Genomic DNA, 17,884 nt, shown 5'->3' with positions numbered 1-17,884 from the left:
TATTTGGTAGAATAATAACTGCGATGGGTGGAGCAATTTAAGATGGAAAATAGCAAATTAAAAGAGATTATCTTAGCTGAGATGGAACAGAGCAATTTTGATGTTTTTCTGCGTTCTGACTTTGCTCACATTGGTAACTACGATCGAGTGGGCAAGGCTTTATCTCAACTGTGTAAAGAATGTAAATTATTGAGGTTGGGTTCAGGTTTATATTGTTTGACAGAAATATCAGACTTATTCCCAGGAGAAGTTATTCCCAAGGCAAAATCTTTGCCAGCACTAGCTCGCGAGGCACTAACTCGTCTTGGATATCAAGTCGTAGTATCTAAAGCCGAACGAGAACGGCAAGAAGGGCGAAGTACTCAAGTGCCAACTGGCAGAAGGTTAGCCATTAAAGGTAAACAGCCTAATAGAAAAATTGGGTATGACGGCACCTATGTAACTTACGAACATGCTAAATAAATTAACGATTGATACAATTGATGTCCTTGCTAGAAAAACTAGAGCCGATCCAAGTTTTTTTGAAAAAGATTGGTACACAACACAACTGCTCGATATTTTATCTAAAATTCAAGATCCTCGCTTTCAGCTAGTTTTTTCAGGCGGGACATCTTTAAGTAAAGCGTATCAACTAATTAAAAGATTTTCTGAAGATATAGATTTTAACGGACAGGCGGGAAGTCCCGCGCTCTATCCGTTTCGGATGAGCGTCGGGATGAAAGCCGAGCGAAGCGACGATTGCCCGCTCGACAAACCCGACAAGCGACGCTGCTTCGAGAAGGAGAGCGGGTATGAGGAGATGAGCAACTTCCTTGCCTTTTCTTTGTATATTCATTACAATATTATCAGCAACCTTAGTTAATGATAATGTACCAAGCTTACAAATTCCGACTATACCCAACAGCCGAACAGCAGCAATATTTTGCTGGTGCTTTTGGTTGTTCGCGTTGGTTCTGGAATTACAGCCTAAATCTTTGTCAGGAAACATACAAGGCTACTGGTAAGGGGCTAAGTCGAGGTGCGATCCAAGGTCTGTTGCCTCAGCTAAAGATAGAATATCCTTGGCTAAAGAAAGGTGCTTACTCGCAGTCTTTGCAAGTTGTAGCTCTAAACCTATCTGTTGCTTATCAAAACTTCTTTGAGAAAAAAGCTGGTTTTCCTAGCTTCAAATCAAAGCATGGACGGCAATCTGTCAGTTATCCTCAGAATGTCAAAGTCGGCGACAAGTCTATCAAGCTACCTATCATTGGTGAAGTGAATTGTAAAATTCATCGTACTTTTGATGGCACGGTAAAGACTGTCACCGTATCTAAAAACCCAGATGGAAAATATTTTGTTTCTATCTTGGTTGATGACGGCATTCCCAGTGTAGATACTAATACAGACGGCAAGGCAATTGGTGTAGATGTAGGCTTGATTGACTTCTGTGTAACTAGTGATGGCAGTAAGTATAAAAACCCTCGTCACCTCAAGAAACATAGTAAAAATCTCAAGCGCAAACAGCAAAAACTCAGTCGTAAACAGAAGGGGAGTAGCACCAGACATAAAGCCAGAAGATTAGTGGCAAAAGTCCACTCTAAAATCAAGCGCGTTCGTGAAGATTTTCTGCACAAACTATCCCGCAAGATAGTAGACGAAAACCAAGTTATTGCAGTAGAAGATCTAAATGTCAAAGGTATGGTACGCAACCACTGTCTAGCCAAAGCAATTAGCGATGCTGGGTGGGGGATGCTCGGAACAATGCTCAAGTACAAAGCCGAGAAAGATGGGAAAACCTATATTGAGGTTGACCGATTTTTCCCTAGCTCTAAGACTTGCAATAATTGTCTGTACAAAGTATCTGAGATGCCATTGGATGTTCGTCATTGGGATTGCCCTAAATGTAAATCTCGAAACGATCGCGACGTAAATGCGGCAAAAAACATCAGAGATGAAGCCTTGCGGTTTTTGGCATTAGGAACTAGTGCTGCTGCCAGTGGAGGGGATGTAAGTCGTGGTGGCAAGATTTCGGTCTTGTCGGACGCTGTTCCCCGCGAAGCTGGAAGCCCGCTCTCTACCCGATAGGGTGAGAGTCGGGTAGTTCACATGCGTTTCCCCTACCCCGTCGCCTCCGTGTGTTCGCGAGTCTTGCGAAATACAGTATCTTAGTACATAGGGTTTTAGGGGAAACGAACCATTTGAATGCCCCCTTTTTATTCACAGCTTTTGAGCTTTTGTCTCGTACACATCATCCATGACATATCAAGCTGTTGATTTGACCAATTGCGATCGCGAACAAATTCACATTCCAGGGCTAATTCAACCGCATGGTGTACTTTTGGTGCTGCAAGAGCCGGACTTGACGATCGTTCAGGTCAGTAGCAACACGCTTGAGTCAATCGGTCATCCTCCGAAAGACCTATTAGGTAAACCGCTATTAGCCTTGCTCACTGCCAAGCAAATTGCTACCATCCGGCAGTGTTTGAGCGAAGACTTTGAGTCTGTGAATCCGTTAGATATCTCGATTAAACGTGCAGCCAAATTGCTGAAGTTTGATGGGATTGTGCATCGCCAGCAGGCACTAATTATTTTGGAACTAGAACCCAAACAGAAAAGCCAGAAGGCGGATTTTGTTGAGTTTTACCAGCGGGTTAAAGGCGCAATTACTAAGATTCAAAAGGCTCCCACCTTGCTAGAGATGTCTGAGGCGGTGGTCAAAGAAGTGCGAAAAGTCACCGGGTTCGATCGCGTCATGGTCTATCAGTTTGACGCAGAAGGAGCCGGACGAGCGATCGCCGAAGCTCGGGCACACGCGCTGACTCCTTATCTGGGCTTACACTACCCGCCGACTGACATTCCCAAGCAAGCAAAGGAGCTTTATACCCTCAACTGGCTGCGGTTGATTCCTGACTCTACCTATGAGTCTGTGGCATTAGTCCCGGCGCACAATCTTGTAGAAAATCGCCCCACAGATTTGAGTTTATCGGTGCTGCGGAGTGTATCACCTTTACATCTGGAATATCTCAGTAACATGGGAGTTGGAGCTTCCATGTCAATTTCGCCGATCCAAGACCAAAAGCTGTGGGGGCTGATTGCCTGTCATCATTCGACCCCTCGCCATGTGCCTTATAACGTGCGAACGATTTGTGAGTTTGTGGGGCAGGTGATGTCAGTCGAACTGACCAACAAGGAAAATCATGAAGACTTAGATTACAAGATGAGCTTGAAATCGCTGCAAGGCAAGCTAGTTGAATCGCTGTCTCAGTCAGAACGTTTTTTGGATGGGTTGCTCCAACTCGACTCAAATTTGCTCGATCTCGTTAGCGCATCAGGAGCGGCAATTTGTGCGGGAGACCAAATCATTTGTGTCGGTCAAACACCCCCAGAGACCGAATTGCCAGCCCTGCGAGATTGGGTCAAAACCCAGATTCAGCACAACCTATTTGAGACGCGCTCGCTCGCTCAGCTTTACCCAGCCGCAGCATCCTTTAAGGCAGTTGCCAGTGGCGTGTTGGTGCTAGAGATCTCTGCGTTCCATCAAAATTACATTCTCTGGTTTCGTCCAGAGGTGATTCAAACGGTGAACTGGGGCGGCAACCCTAACAAACCTGTAGAAATCACAGACGATGGAGAAACACGGCTATCGCCGCGCAAATCCTTTGAACGGTGGCAAGAAACCGTGCAGGGTTGCTCTTTGCTCTGGAGAGCTTGTGAGATCGAAATTGTCACCGAGCTGCGGAGCCTAATTGTGGGCGTGATTCTCAAGCAGGCAGACGATTTGGCAGAAATTAACCTGGAGCTAGAGCGCAGCAACAGCGAACTCGATTCATTTGCCTACATTGCATCTCACGATCTCAAAGAGCCACTGCGCGGGATTCATAACTACTCCAATATCTTGATGGAGGATTATGCCCGAGTGTTGGATGCCGATGGCGTTGACAAACTAAATACCGTCGTGCGGCTGACGCAGCGGATGGAAGATCTGATTAATTCGCTGCTGCACTATTCTCGACTCGGACGTGCCGAACTCTCTCGTCAACCCACCAACTTGGCTGAAGTGGTGCGACAAGCGATCGACACCTTGAGAATCAGCCAGCCGCAAAGCTCGATCGAGTTTCGGTTGCCTCGCTCCTTGCCGACGATTTCCTGCGATCGCACCCAAATCAGCGAGCTATTCACCAACCTGCTGACCAATGCCATCAAGTACAACGACAAAGCTGAGAAATGGGTGGAAATCGGCTGCAAGGAGCGAAGCACCCGTAACCTCGATCGAGCAACCCCCACTCTTGTTAGTGATTGAAGACAGCAATGAAGATTTTGAAGCATTTCAACGCTATGTTCGTCGATCGCCGTTGACGATCCCGATTTATCGCTGTGTAAATGGCGATGACGCGCTGGCATTTCTGTATCGCACCGATCGCTACGCCGATCCTCAAAGCGCGCCGCGTCCGGGGCTAATTTTGCTCGATCTCAACTTACCTGGAACGGACGGACGCGAAGTATTGCGAAAAATTAAACAAGATGAGACACTAAAGTTAGTTCCGGTCATTATCTTTACAACTTCCAACAATCCTAAGGATATTGAAGCCTGTTATCGACAGGGGGTTAACAGCTACATTGTCAAACCGATGAATTTTGCTCGATTGAAGCACAGTATTGAAAGTTTAATCGACTACTGGTTTAATACTACAGTTTTGCCTATCGATCCGATGGAGCAACGCTAATGAACACTCAACTTTGTCGCACTGTCTTGATTGTGGAGGATTGCCCAGAAGACCGCGAGATGTATCGACGATATTTGCTGCGAGATCGCGACTATGACTACACGATCGTCGAGGCGAGCTTTGGCAACGAAGGATTGAATCTTTGGCGACAGCACCAGCCCGATGCAGTGTTGCTAGATTATCAACTGCCCGACCTGGACGGGCTAGAATTTCTTGCTGCCCTGCAAACTCAGCAGCCGCTCCCGATCGTGATGATGACGGGCGTTGGTAGCGAAACGATCGCCGTCCAAGCGATTAAAGCGGGCGCACAAGATTATCTAGTTAAGGGACAAATTACGCCGGAGAGTCTGAAACTGGCATTGGATGCAACGATTAAGACGGTGCAGTTGCAAACTCAACTCCAAGAGCGCATCGATCGAGAGCGAGTCGTTGCCCAGATTGCTCAGAACGTGTCTCGATCGCTAGACTTAGATGAGATTTTGCACACTACCGTCATAGAAGTGCGGCAATTTCTTCAGACCGATCGAGTGGTTGTGTTCCAGGTGGAGGCAGGCGGCAACGGCAGGGTGGTCGCAGAATCTGTGGGAGCACAGTGGCAATCGATTCTGTCCGAGCAGATCTACGATCCCTGTTTTGCCGAGAGCTATGTCGATCCCCAGCGTCAAGGAAGAGTGACCGTCAAAGCCGATATTTACGATGGCAGCATCGATCCATGCCACGTCCAACTCTTGGCTGGGTGTCAAGTGAGAGCAAACCTAGTGGTGCCCATTTTGCACGACAACCAGTTTTGGGGTGTGCTGATTGCTCATCACTGCGCTGCCCCTCGTCAGTGGAAACCGTTAGAGATTGATTTGCTTCAGCAATTGTCCACTCAGGTCAGCGTTGCTATCCGTCAGGCGGAGCTTTATCAGCAAGCCCAAACCGAACTCGCGGAGCGCAAACGGACAGAGGAGGTGCTGCGCAGCAGTGAAGAAAGACTGCTGCTGGGGCTACAAGCTGCCCGGATGGGAACCTGGGATTGGAATATTCTAGACAACCAAATTACCTGGTCAGCCAACATGGAAGCCCTGTTTGGGTTGGCTCCTGGAGAATTTGATGGTTCCTATGAGCAGTTTGTGGCTCGGCTGCATCCAGAAGACCGCGATCGCGTTTTAGCAGCGATCGCTGCGGCAATGACCCCTGGTGCAAACTACGACATCGAATTTCGGGTGGTTTATCCAGATGGCACCGTTCGGTGGGCACTGAGTCAGGGCAAAGTGTTTTACGATGCGAGTGGGCAACCGATTCGGATGTCGGGCGTAGATTTAGACATCACCGATCGCAAGCAAGCCGAGGTTAGCCTGCGTCGCAGTGAGGAATTTAATCGCCGGATCTTAGAAAATAATCAAGATTGTATCAAGGTGCTGGATCTTGAAGGTCGGCTCCTGTATCTGAACGATAGGGGCAAACGGCTGTTAGAAATCGATGATTTTGCCGACTACGATCGATCTTTATGGACGCAGTTTTGGGGTGGGAGCGAACAGGAACTGGCTCAAGCCGCTCTGGCAACTGCTACAGCCGGAACGATCGGTAAATTTGAAGGGCAATGTCCGACCGCGACAGGGGTGCCCAAATGGTGGCAAGTGAATGTGATTCCCCTGCATGACGCAGATGGGAATGTCGAGCAGTTCCTCGTGATTTCGCACGATCTGACCGAGCGACGGCAAGCAGAAGACGCACTGCGTCAGAGTCAGGAACTGGTTCACAGCCAACTGATGAAAATTGAAGCCATTTATCAAACCGCACCCATCGGGATGGCAATTCTCGATGTTGACTTGCGCTTTGAGCGACTCAATCAACGGCTAGCAGAAATTGACGGCATTGCGATAGCCGATACCATTGGGCGCACCGTGCGCGAAATCGTCCCGGACTTAGCTGATAAAATCGAACCGCTACAGCGACGCGTATTAGAAACAGGAGAAGCCCTACTGAATCTAGAAATTAGCGGTGAAACGCTCGCTCAGCCTGGAGTTTGCCGGACTTGGATCGCAAATTATTATCCACTCAAGGATGTAACCGGACAGAGTGTCGGCATTAATGCCGTCGTGCAAGAAATCACCGATCGCAAACAGGCAGAACTAGCCTTGCTGGAGAGCGAACGCAAGTTCAGCGCGATTTTCGATCAGACCTTTGAATTTATCGGACTGTTGAGTATCGATGGCGTTTTACTCGAAGTCAATCAAGCAGCATTAAACTCAGTGGGCACTGCCAAAGCTGAGATCGTCGGCAAAAACTTCTGGGAAACACCGTGGTGGACGCATTCGCCGGAGTTACAACAGCAACTCAGAAGCTCGATCGATCTGGCAGCCCAAGGGGAATTCATTAGCTATGAAGTGTCATTTCCCGCCGCTGGTGGTCAAACCATGATTACCAACTTTTCGCTCAAACCTGTATTTGACGAACTCGGACGAGTTACGGCGTTAGTAGGTGAAGGCTACGATATTACTCATCTCAAACGTACTGAAGCAGCTTTGCTAGAGAGTGAAGAGCGATTGAATACAGGAATTGCAGTAGCAGGTGTGGGACTGGCTAAATTTGACTATGCCACCAATCTAGTCGAGCTATCGCCCGAAGCTGCTGTTTTATATGGATTTTCTACCGATGAATTAGTCGTCACGCGAGCACAGATCCACGCTACGTTCCATCCTGACGAGCGGGCCGAACTCGAAGCGACGATCTCGCGGGTTATCGATCCAGCGGGTCAGGGTTGGTTTGCCCAGGATCATCGGGTCGTCTGTTCTAATGGCGAAGTCCGCTGGCTGAGCGTCCGCAAACAAGTCTTTTTCGATCGTTCGGGCGCGGTTCATCGCCCCAGTTATGCGATTCTCGCTGCGATCGATATTACCGATCACAAACAACAGGAGCTAAATAATAATTTTCTAGCCGAGATTCAAAATGACCTTGCCATCATCGAAAATCTAGAGCAAATTATTAATGTCGTGGGAGAGAAGATCCGCCTGTGGTTTGACTTTTCGATTTTAACTTTTAGTGATGTTGATGCCGATGAAGCTCGAGTTATCTATGCCAACAAAGATGACGATCTATCCAATGCTTTAGGTGTCCATCGCCTCTTAGATTACTTTAGCGAAATCCATCTGCAAGAGCTTCAATCTGGACAAAATATGGCAATTGAGGATGTGTATGCAGATCCAAAGGTGAAAGATGGAGGCAGGGCTTACGACTCATTGCAAGTGCGTTCCGTAGTCAACATTCCCTACATAGGTAATAGTAAGTTTAAATTTATGATGTCCGGTGCTCGGCAGATGCCATCACTTTGGCGCGAGGACGAACTAGAGTTGATGGGTGAATTGATTGTGCGAATATACATCGAGATCGAACGCATCCGGGCTGAATCAGCTTTACAAAAGATTAACCAACTCTTAGAAGAACGCAATCAAGAGTTAAATCGCTTCTCGTATATAGTTTCTCACGATCTCAAAGCCCCTTTGCGCGGGATTTCCAATCTCGCCGCCTGGATTCGCGATGACCTACCGCCAACGATCGATCCAGATATTCTCACGAATCTAGACTTGATGCAATCGCGGGTAGATCGCATGGATAGCCTCATCACTGGTTTACTAGAATATGCTCGGGTCGGAAGTAACGCTGCAAGTCTGGCAACTTTTAGAGTCGAGCAGCTCCTGGCCGAGATCGTCGATTCATTGAGCATTCCCGACAGTTTTGTGGTCGAGCTACCCGCCGAGCTACCACCAATTACCACCAATCGCGTCTTATTGTGTCAAGTTTTAGCAAATTTGATTGGGAATGCTTACAAACATCACGATCGTCCCGATGGCAGAATTCAAGTCACTGTCCAGCCGGATGCTCAGATGTGGGAATTTAGTGTCACAGATGATGGTCGGGGGATCGCTCCAGCAAACCAAGCAGAGGTGTTTGATATTTTTAGAACACTGTCTGGTGCCGATAAAAATAATACTGGCATCGGGCTATCGATCGTCAAGAAGCTCGTCGAAACTCAGGGCGGCGAAATTACCCTCGAATCTCAGCTCGGCATCGGGACGACTTTTAAATTTACTTGGCTCTCCGAGATTTGACTTTTGAGATCGATATTAGCCAAGATTCGCTTAGGCTCCAGAATTCTGGAAAGCTTTAATTCCCAAATGACAAGATGAGTCTCTACTAGCAACGAGAACATTCATTCGACGGCAATTTCCGGATCGGTAACTGTATGGACTAAAGAACCGACAATTACAGCATAAAAAAGTAGAAGGCTTTGGAGTTCTAATTGGGTAATGCATTTAATTTTACATTGCTTCGCATGGAATCAGCATCTTGTGAAAATTAAATTCAGTACAGAACTAAAAATTCACTCGTTAATTCAGTCGGTAAATTAAGTATTTATTATTAATTGTAGAATATCAACTAATCAATTTAGAACCATCATCCTTTAGGAAGATATTTACAGTTACCGATCCTACTGAATGAGGATTAAATAACTTGCAATTCCTCCTTTGGTAGGGGCAATGTCTTGACGCTCTCAACCTGGAGGAAACCTCCAGAACGAGCGTCGATTCATAAATTGCCCCTACCAAAGGTTGGCACGAGGGCAGGCGTGTATATTATTAAATCCTCATTCCTAATCGAAACTTTTACCTAATTTGGCAAGTCAATAAGTGTAGCGACCCACAATACTAATCACTCCAGACCACAATCATCGCGATTTTGAGACCACATTAGCTGCAACTATCCGGTCGCTTGAGACCGAATTAATGTTTTCCCGAAGACTCAATTAGTTGAGTTAATTCTAGTGTTAGCACTCCGTTGTCAAAAGCATAGTCTGCTTGTGGAAATGCTCCTTCTGCCTCGACTTGCCGCACGATGTCCACTGCGATTTCAGTCCGTTTTCTGTATGCCAATCGGTTTTGCTGATAATGCAACAGCTCGGTTAACCTTTGCATTAATTCCGCTTGGCTTTGATAACTTGGTTGCGCCGTCATTTGCAAGTACTTCTTTTCCTCTTTACTAAAGTCTGGTAATTGCACTTGGGCGGCAATGCCATCAATTCTTTCGGGATTGGCGATCGTTGCAGTTACTACCGTTTGATTTTGATTAAGTTCGATCGGATGAATATTTTTCAGTTAGAACTATTCCCAGAAGCAGTAGAAAAGATCGATCTAAATACTCCTAAAATTCAGTGTTTGTTGAGTTCTCTACATTCCTTTTCTGGTGCCAAAGAACGATGGAGTGCCCGAAAACAACAAGGACTCACAGATCGAGAATTAGAAGCTGCGATTGCCTATGAATTTGGAATTTGGGGCGGAGCGACTCATCCGTTTTCACACACTCACAAAGGTGGTAAACAGCCAAAGTTTTGGCTGGGAGACGATTGGATTTATGGAAAACCAACTTTTCAAGGACGAAAACTGATAGATCTAGTCCGCAAATTATTAGATATTCCTTGACTGAATAGCTGTCTCTGCACAGAGCCTAGATTTAATTGATGACACGCCTTATCCGTTAGATTCGATCCGATAGAGGTAGCCTTGTTCTGACAAAAACAGTTGGCGGTGGCGAGCGAAATCCTCCTCGCAGGTACGGAGTGAAACTAAGGTATAAAATTGCGCGGCCCGACCATCAGATTTAGGCCGCAATACCCGCCCCAACCGTTGGGCTTCCTCCTGGCGCGAGCCATATTTACCGGAGACTTGAATTAACACATCGGCATCGGGCAGATCCAAGGCAAAGTTACCCACCCGTGAGAGGATTAAACCTGTAATCTTCCCAGCCCGAAATTCATCATACAGTCGATCGCGTTCCGGTTGGCAGGTTTTGCCTGTCACTAGTGGTAAACCAGTTAGCTTGGCTAACGCATTTAATTGGTCTAAATACTCGCCGATGATTAAAATGCGATGTCCGGGTAATTTTGCCAAGAGAGACTGCACTACCGTATTTTTGCGCGGATTTTCGGCAGCGATGCGAAATTGATGTCTTTTGGCAGCGAGGGCGTATTCCATTTGTCCAGCCGGATCTTGGGCGACTCGAATTTCTGTACATTCGGCTGGAGCAATAAACCCCTGCCCTTCAAGTTCCCGCCAGGGGACATCATAGCGTTTCGGGCCGATTAGGGCAAAGACATCGCCTTCTTTTCCATCTTCCCGAATTAGTGTTGCAGTCAATCCCAATCGCCGCCGAGCTTGCAATTGGGCGGTAATCCGAAAAATTGGTGCGGGGAGTAAATGTACCTCGTCATAGATAATCAAGCCCCAAGCTCTGGCACTAAAGAGTTGAAAATGGGGAAATTCATCGGTTTTACTTGAGCGATAGCTCAAAATCTGATAGGTAGCCAGGGTAATCGGGGCAGTTTGTTTGCTCTCGCCGCTATATTCGGCGATCGAGTTGGGTGCTAAATTGGTCTTATCCAGCAATTCTCGCTGCCACTGGCGCACGGAGGTTAAGCTACTCGTCAAGATGAGCGTATTTTCCTGGATCGTGGCGATCGCCGCCAATCCTACCATCGTTTTGCCCGCCCCACAAGGTAAAACGATCGTGCCACTCCCACCCCGTGCCAATCCTGCCTGGTAAAATGCAGCTACAGCTTCAGTTTGATAGTCACGTAACCCAAACGGTTGTCCCGATCGACAAGTCTCTCGTAATTCAACTTCCAGCCTGTCACCATCGACATATCCCGCCAAATCTTCTGCCGGATATCCGGCAATTAACAAGGCTTGCTTGAGTATCCCCCGATGGGCGGGATCGACTTCAAATACCAGATCGCTGCGCCGCTGGGCAAGGAACTGGGAAACATCTCGATCTCGACTGAGTAATTCCGCCAGGGGTAAATCTACCATCGTCAGTAGGAGTGTATCGTCTACCCGATCGATTGTCGTCAATCCATACCGACTCCCCAACGTCTCTAGTTCCTGCGCGATCGCGTCTGGCATGGGATACTTGCTATACGATCGCAATGCGGCAATCATCTCCACCACAGGCATCCCCGCCGCCCTAGCATTCCAAATGCTCAAGGGTGAAATTTGATAAGTATGAATATGTTCGGGACTTTTGACTAATTCTGCGAATGGAGCAATCGCATCTCGCGCTGCATTTGCCTGGGGTGAATGAACTTCGAGCAATACAGATCGATCGCTTTGAATAATTAGGGCATTATCTGGAATGTAGGACATAATTTATTAATTCGGCAAACTATATCCAATCTTCTTGAGTGCGTTGCGAAACTTAGTTTCGGTTTCTGTCGGGACGACTAAATAACAGGCGGCTCCCGCCATCATCGCCGTCGGTCGATCTGCGAGGAAACAAAAAGCCTTCGTGCGAGTATCATTAGCAATCAGGACAGCCAAAGCGGGATCTACACACCGAATCAATCTAGCCGCACCGAGATCTTGCAAACTGGTGGTACGAGTTTGGAGATCTGCGAGAAACTGGAGCACAGTTTGGGGCAGAACTTCACCACTATTAGCCACCAAAAAAGTTTTCAGTTCTTCAACACTTCGCCCTTGAGCAATTGCTTCTAATAATTTACCTCGATCGAATGTCCACACTGAATCAGAAACATTCTGCAAACTACTATCGAGCATTAATCGATCTGCACGAGATAATTCACCCACCGCGACAACCTCTAAATTCGGCAAAATTCGCAGAATTTGTTTCTGAGATAATTCTTTGGGAATATATAGATCGCTAATGCCTAATAAATAAGCACCCAAAGGCGTAATCCGAAAATATGCCAACCCATCATAACTGCTTAAAGGATTGTCAATATAATAATCATTACCATCATTTTTAAAGTTTGCCAGACTATCATCAGGATGAAGAAACGACACATCAATTATGCCCAATGTCGCGATATATTCAAACAAACAACAGACTATATACCGAGCTTCGACGATATTGAAATTAGCATCATAGTAACTACCACTTTCCCCATCGATCGTCAAATTTTCGAGGCTGCGACAGACGACTAGATCGTATCCCGCCGCTAGAATATAGCGAAAGAATTCAGTAATTCTGATCCATTCTCCGACTGGACAATCTTTCAATGCTGCCACAAGTTGGGTGCGTCTTCCAGCAACAGCAGTCAGGGAACGTTTGCCTTTTCCCGTTTGTCCTTTAATCCCATCTACTCGCCGTAGTTCATCGAATAACGTAGTTTTTTGCCAATTTTTCCAGATAATTTGCAGTGTTTTCTCGGCTGGTTCGATTAAAGCTTTTTGCCCAGCTTTTGTTAGTCTGAGATTTTTACCACTCAACTCTACCAGTTTTCCTGCTTGTAATAACATTACCCAAGCAAAGGGTTTAATCTGACCGATCGAGTAATTATAACGCCAACCTTCTGGAGATTTATCGAATTTCCATTCACTATAATAGTCACCTTCTTCTAAGACTTGTTCGATCGCTTTTAGTGTCGCAGTGGCAGGATTAAAAGTTTTATCGCTAACCGCCACTTTCCCCAAATCCACCAATCTCAATACCGTCAGCAACTCCCGCCTTGCCACTTGCTCGGTTTCCCGCATTTGCATCGGGAACTCCACCTCATAAGGTGTCCGCGTACGAGTTTGGCGATCGAACTCCATTCTCGTCACTGACAGCGTAGCTGAAATCGTCTCCTGACTGGCAATCTGAGTAGATGCTGGCTGCGGTACAAACCCCCGCAACCGCTGTTTCAAGTCTTGCGGCATGATGGAATTATAGAAGAACAAATCCAACGCCGTCGGCTTAAAATCATAGCTATAACCATACTTCCCCGCACCCCAGCTAGGAGCTTCATTATACTTACTCACAAACCTAATTTTTTCGTATCGATCGCTGGTGCTAGAATGGACAGTCTCAGCAATTGCCGCTTGCTGAAGTCGATCGCACTGTCCCCACAATCTCATCAGCGTCGAGCCTTCCAGCGATTGATGGATATATTCAACTAGTTCGGCTTTGCGAGTTGGGGATTTACCTCCAGGTAACAAACCCGCCAGTTTCTTGAGCACGTCAACCGTGTGGATGTTGAGTGCCTCTAATAAAGTGGGGATGCGATCGATCTGGCTGTAGTAGGGCATTCTCTTTTCAAAAATGATTCAGGGGCTGATGATGGTAATTGAGACTCGTTGGCGCAGCCTTTCTGCGGGGGCAAACGCTACATTTTGGCAACGGTTGCGCTTTGCGCTTACGGAACGAAAATCGATCTCCAACAAGTATTCTATTTTACTGTTTCGACGATCGTTAAATCCGTAGGGTGTATCCCTTCCTGGCACTGAGTGTGGGTACCGTAGAATCTACGCTGTCTCTGTCAAACTCACAGCCTCCCGTAAGATCGATCGTATTTTAGAGTATTTCTCGCAAAACCCAAACCTGCTCTGTCTCGTAGAATTCACCACGCTGTTCGATCTTAAACCCATTCAGTAGCAAACCAAGCCAAACTTGCACCAGGGGCATCTCAATCGATCTCTGTAACTCCAATAATGGCACTGACTCATTATCCCACTCATCCAATCCCACAGAGATTGCTGCTCCCCACTCAGATACATTTTCATCGTGTGCTAATGCCATTGCTTGTTGATAGGCTACTTCTGGATCGATCTCTTCAGACTCACTGATTGCCGCCAAGATCTCAGCTTTTGACTGCTCGCGCACTACCGTCAGATGATATTCTCGCTCGTATTCCGGCAACGCTGGAGCCTCAATAAACTGCTCCAGATCCACCAGCATTGATTGTCGCACATAGCGAAGCTTGCGCGCCGCCTCGGCGGTCGAAAGCATCCAGAGACATTACAGGTTCTTGTTCTGGACGAAACAGATATTCGATCTCCGAGAGCTGCATCGCCGATCGATCGGCATAAATCTCACCCAGCCTACGGATTGCTTCTCCGGCTGCTTCTAGTTTATCTTCTGGAAGTAACCGATCGATCGATTCATCAACTTCTGTCAACAGCCCCAAGAAGTCTGCTCCAACTGAGTTAGTTGTAGCTAGATCCAATCTGTCCCAGATAGTTAACTGAATTATTTCTGGCATAGATAACATGGACGAATCGGGCATTGACTGGGATGGATTAGTTCTTGAGATGCCAACTTTTTAAATCCATACTCCGTCCCTAACACTTCTAAAACTTGCCGAAGATACTCATGCACTTGAGATGGCAACCATCCAGCACAATGGACTGGCTGCACCACTGCTAACTTATTATGCCCATCCCAGACCTCAATCCCGACCGCCGAGGCGGCGCGCAAGCTTCGCATGAATCGGCGAATCTTCCCGTAACTCCCGCCACACCTGCAAGACTCCATAATTTACCTGGGGCACATCCACCTGATGTACCTGCTCGATTCTTACTCGTGCCCGTTTCTGATTGATTTTGTCGCGGTTACGCGCATAAGAACGCCGCGAATGACACAATCGATCGTCCCAACAATGAGGGTGATTCGATCGTGCCTCCGCAGCACCTAGCAAAGCGCAACGGTGACACTTCTCAGGAATTTGCTTGGACTTAACCATCGCCACCTGCCCCCAACTCAATCGCACCTAATTCCGCCTCCAACTCCGCGATCGAAGGTAGTTTCGACACCAGGGGATCTGGTAACGATTTAGTCAAAGCCTGAGTCCACTGGGCCACCCCCATTGGCTGATTAATATCCCGCAGCGCATATTCAGCCACCACCCCATTTTTAGACCGACACAGCAACATCCCAATCGTCGGTTCATCATCAGGATGGCGCAGCAAATCGTCTACTGCTGACAGGTAAACAAGATCTGTGCGATCTGGAGGTAAAGTTGCTTCAAAATTGATTACAGCTTGACCCTGGCGTTGATATAGCTGGCTCTCAATCTGCATTGCCAGTATATTCCGCGACCAGCCATTAGTCGTCACCTGTTGGGCGTACCAAAGTCTAGCCTCACTATCTTTCACCCGATCGAGTAGCACAACATTATGACCCCAAGGAATTTGTGCAACAAGCTGTTGCACAAATTCATCTTCTGGATAAGCCTCTGCAAACGCCCGCATATATTTGAGATTGCGACCAGATAATCCTTTGAGTTCGGGAAACTCCGCCTGTAAGTCCTGGGACAATCGATCGCGGAGCGTTCGCGAAGCGAATTCGATGACTTTCGCCCCCCAACCTTGTTGAGACTGTCTCAACAGAATTTCTCGCCCAATTTGCCAGTAGAGCAGAATCAACTCCCGATTAACCGCCAGAGCCGCCCGAATTTGGCTGGTGAGAATCCGCTGTTTGAGACTGATAAGGAGTTCTTGATATTCAGTACTGAGTCGATCCATGCGGGTTTGAGGGGATTACCGTTCGCGTAGCGTTGCCTTTGGGAAATTAAATCTTATGTAGATGTCTCACCTAGCCCTTTTAACGACCTCAATATCGCTCTACGGCTATTAGTTTTCGTCGGTATCCAGCAAAGGCGGCTGAAGCGGCTTTTTATCAGACGGTTGAGGCACACAACTCCAAGTCTATCTGAACGTTTACAGAGATAAAGTTAGATCGATATAGATCGAGATCCAGAATCATTTCGATCTCATCCGGTCAAACAGTTGCAGTATCTGGAACTCAGGCAATCGATCGGATAACTTTATCACACCTGTGTTTTGTGAAATTGCTTTGGTATATAGGCTTCAGAAATTAAGGATCGATTTAGTTTCGGATCTCGATCTATTTCGATCTTTACACGGGAATTGGCACTCAAGCACGATCGATCGAATCTCAAAAGCATGTTATTATCGTTGTATGACACGCTTTTTTTGCTGGGTTGATGAATGCCACCATTTAACGAACTGGGTTATCTGCCGCCTGGAGTCTATGAAATTCGGTGGCCAGAGTTGATGGAACGGTTTGCAACTAATCCACAGCGACAACGGATTGTGACTGGATTGGCCGCAGCCCTTCGTAAATTAGCAATCGCTGGTTGTACCCGCGTCGTTATTGGTGGTAGCTTTATCTCGGCTAAAGCAGAACCTCGTGATTTCGATGCTTATTACGATAATTTTGGACTCGATTTCGAGCTGCTCGACGCATTATTTGTTGAACACACCGATTCTCAACAGGATGTGTTCTGTGGCGAACTATTTCCGACAATTGGTTACGACCGCTTCTTACAAACCGATAAAGAAGGTAATCCCAGAGGAGTTGTCGCTTTAGATCCTAGAGAATTAATTAGTTAAGTTGGAGTGAAAAATATGATTCAAAACGAACGTCAGTATAAAGTTACCCAGACTAAATTAAGAGAATTAGAACAGGCATCTGCTAATATAGATCTTGAAGATCCCAGTTTACACCCTCGGCAAATACTATCTCAAAAGAATAGTTACAATCGAGTAATTGGTACCTTAAAACAAGAGATTGCTGAATATGAGGAACTCAAGAGCGGTCGGATTGCAGTATTCCAAATCGAATCCTTCAACGAGCTGCCAACAGCCCTAATTAAAGCTCGAATTGCATTGGGAATGACTCAAAAAGAGCTGGCAGAAAAGATTGATACTCAAGAACAGCAAATTCAACGTTATGAAGCCAATCATTATCATGCTATTAGTTTCGATCGATTGATGAAGATTGTCGGTGCTTTGGGTATTAGTTTTAAACACAGCGTCGAAATTGAGATCGAGCCACTAGAATCTTTAGTGTAGATCGGGGATCGAGATCTACTCTTCGCCAGTAAATAGAATTTTTAAAGAGTATCACATTAATGCGAAAACTGAGAACCCTTAATGAAGTTACCGAGGCATATTTCCGAGATCGTCCTGAAGAGATCGACGATTACCTGACGGAAATTTTCCAAGATTTTGCTGAAGATCGCGACAATGACGCATTATTTGCATCATTGCGCGTTCTCGATCGCGTGCGAAGTGTTGGTGATATGGCTGCACAAATTGGTATCACTGGACAAGGGTTGCAAACAGCCTTGTCTGCTCGGCAGGTATCGCTCTCCGTTGGAGAGTCAAATAGCGATCCACTCTTAGGTCAGTTTCTGAATTTTCTAGCACGAGATCTTCAAACTACCAAGCATTTACAAGCAGTTAATACCGATCTGCTAAACCGGATTCAGCCATTGGTTGCCCAAGTCGATCTCGATCTCGACGCAATACTAACGGATGAAGACGAATGAGTTGGCCCGAACCCCAGTGGCTAGTTATTAATGAAGTTAATCTAGAAATTCAATTACAGAATACAACTTTACT

Annotated in this window: 17 protein-coding genes and 1 pseudogene; 10 read left to right on the top strand and 8 right to left on the bottom strand. The window is 46.7% G+C overall.

Annotation, left to right across the window (positions count from 1 at the left end):
• The first annotated feature begins 42 nt into the window (after positions 1-42).
• The 6 genes from CHA6605_RS06020 (at position 43) to CHA6605_RS31360 (ending at position 8,797) form a co-directional block, all read left to right on the top strand.
• A complete protein-coding gene (locus CHA6605_RS06020) occupies positions 43-462 on the top strand; it encodes a DUF6088 family protein (RefSeq protein ID WP_015158626.1) in 420 nt (139 codons plus the stop codon).
• Entirely contained in the window at positions 452-862 is a 411-nt protein-coding gene (locus CHA6605_RS06015) for a nucleotidyl transferase AbiEii/AbiGii toxin family protein (protein WP_015158625.1), read from the top strand. The genes CHA6605_RS06020 and CHA6605_RS06015 overlap by 11 nt, the downstream gene beginning before the upstream one ends.
• A gap of 5 nt (positions 863-867) precedes the next feature.
• The gene (locus CHA6605_RS06010) at positions 868-2,064 is read left to right on the top strand and encodes an RNA-guided endonuclease InsQ/TnpB family protein (protein WP_015158624.1); all 1,197 of its coding nucleotides are present in this window, start codon (positions 868-870) and stop codon (positions 2,062-2,064) included.
• A gap of 169 nt (positions 2,065-2,233) precedes the next feature.
• A complete protein-coding gene (locus CHA6605_RS06005) occupies positions 2,234-4,279 on the top strand; it encodes a GAF domain-containing protein (RefSeq protein ID WP_015158623.1) in 2,046 nt (681 codons plus the stop codon).
• The gene (locus tag CHA6605_RS06000; RefSeq protein WP_015158622.1) at positions 4,272-4,703 is read left to right on the top strand and encodes a response regulator; all 432 of its coding nucleotides are present in this window, start codon (positions 4,272-4,274) and stop codon (positions 4,701-4,703) included. Before CHA6605_RS06005 ends, CHA6605_RS06000 begins: the two co-directional genes overlap by 8 nt.
• Positions 4,703-8,797, top strand: a complete 4,095-nt coding sequence (locus tag CHA6605_RS31360) for a PAS domain S-box protein (protein ID WP_015158621.1) — start codon at positions 4,703-4,705, stop codon at positions 8,795-8,797. The genes CHA6605_RS06000 and CHA6605_RS31360 overlap by 1 nt, the downstream gene beginning before the upstream one ends.
• Before the next feature lie 675 nt (positions 8,798-9,472).
• Here CHA6605_RS31360 and CHA6605_RS05990 read toward each other — a convergent pair.
• A pseudogene (locus CHA6605_RS05990) lies at positions 9,473-9,817 on the bottom strand (IS701 family transposase); the annotation flags it as partial.
• 9 nt (positions 9,818-9,826) lie between these two features.
• Between CHA6605_RS05990 and CHA6605_RS05985 the strand changes: the two are divergent.
• A complete protein-coding gene (locus CHA6605_RS05985) occupies positions 9,827-10,165 on the top strand; it encodes a hypothetical protein (protein WP_015158619.1) in 339 nt (112 codons plus the stop codon).
• A 48-nt stretch (positions 10,166-10,213) separates the two neighbouring features.
• Here the strand turns inward: CHA6605_RS05985 and CHA6605_RS05980 are convergent, their stop codons facing one another.
• The 7 genes from CHA6605_RS05980 to CHA6605_RS05955 all read right to left on the bottom strand — a co-directional run bounded on the left by CHA6605_RS05980 (position 10,214) and on the right by CHA6605_RS05955 (position 15,979).
• Complete coding sequence (locus CHA6605_RS05980) at positions 10,214-11,884, bottom strand: DNA repair helicase XPB (RefSeq protein WP_015158618.1); 1,671 nt, start codon at positions 11,882-11,884, stop codon at positions 10,214-10,216.
• 6 nt (positions 11,885-11,890) lie between these two features.
• Positions 11,891-13,765: a hypothetical protein gene (locus CHA6605_RS05975; RefSeq protein WP_015158617.1), complete on the bottom strand. Its 1,875-nt coding sequence runs from the start codon at positions 13,763-13,765 to the stop codon at positions 11,891-11,893.
• Positions 13,766-14,030: 265 nt separating this feature from the next.
• Positions 14,031-14,426, bottom strand: a complete 396-nt coding sequence (locus CHA6605_RS35515; RefSeq protein ID WP_232432201.1) for a hypothetical protein — start codon at positions 14,424-14,426, stop codon at positions 14,031-14,033.
• Complete coding sequence (locus tag CHA6605_RS35510) at positions 14,386-14,742, bottom strand: hypothetical protein (protein WP_232432200.1); 357 nt, start codon at positions 14,740-14,742, stop codon at positions 14,386-14,388. The genes CHA6605_RS35515 and CHA6605_RS35510 overlap by 41 nt, the downstream gene beginning before the upstream one ends.
• The gene (locus CHA6605_RS35505) at positions 14,706-14,942 is read right to left on the bottom strand and encodes a hypothetical protein (protein WP_051038725.1); all 237 of its coding nucleotides are present in this window, start codon (positions 14,940-14,942) and stop codon (positions 14,706-14,708) included. Before CHA6605_RS35505 ends, CHA6605_RS35510 begins: the two co-directional genes overlap by 37 nt.
• Positions 14,905-15,198, bottom strand: coding sequence for a hypothetical protein (locus tag CHA6605_RS35500; RefSeq protein WP_232432199.1), 294 nt, complete (start codon positions 15,196-15,198; stop codon positions 14,905-14,907). The genes CHA6605_RS35505 and CHA6605_RS35500 overlap by 38 nt, the downstream gene beginning before the upstream one ends.
• On the bottom strand, positions 15,191-15,979 hold the full coding sequence (locus tag CHA6605_RS05955; protein WP_015158614.1) for a PDDEXK nuclease domain-containing protein: 789 nt from the start codon (positions 15,977-15,979) through the stop codon (positions 15,191-15,193). Before CHA6605_RS05955 ends, CHA6605_RS35500 begins: the two co-directional genes overlap by 8 nt.
• Before the next feature lie 486 nt (positions 15,980-16,465).
• On the opposite strand from CHA6605_RS05955, the gene CHA6605_RS05950 reads away from it, so the two are divergent.
• Genes CHA6605_RS05950 through CHA6605_RS34965 form a run of 3 tightly spaced genes read left to right on the top strand, consistent with a single transcriptional unit; the run spans position 16,466 to position 17,811 of the window.
• Positions 16,466-16,870 carry a DUF6932 family protein gene (locus CHA6605_RS05950; protein WP_015158613.1) on the top strand — a complete coding sequence of 135 codons (405 nt, stop codon included), beginning with the start codon at positions 16,466-16,468 and terminating at the stop codon, positions 16,868-16,870.
• A gap of 15 nt (positions 16,871-16,885) precedes the next feature.
• Positions 16,886-17,332: a helix-turn-helix transcriptional regulator gene (locus CHA6605_RS05945; RefSeq protein WP_015158612.1), complete on the top strand. Its 447-nt coding sequence runs from the start codon at positions 16,886-16,888 to the stop codon at positions 17,330-17,332.
• A 59-nt stretch (positions 17,333-17,391) separates the two neighbouring features.
• Positions 17,392-17,811, top strand: coding sequence for a type II toxin-antitoxin system PrlF family antitoxin (locus tag CHA6605_RS34965; protein ID WP_015158611.1), 420 nt, complete (start codon positions 17,392-17,394; stop codon positions 17,809-17,811).
• Positions 17,812-17,884: the final 73 nt, after the last annotated feature.

It is taken from the genome of Chamaesiphon minutus PCC 6605 (assembly GCF_000317145.1).
Classification (GTDB): Bacteria; Cyanobacteriota; Cyanobacteriia; order Cyanobacteriales; family Chamaesiphonaceae; genus Chamaesiphon; species Chamaesiphon minutus.
Note: the sequence above shows the minus strand (reverse complement) of the source record. Positions and strands in the feature narration are given on the sequence as shown.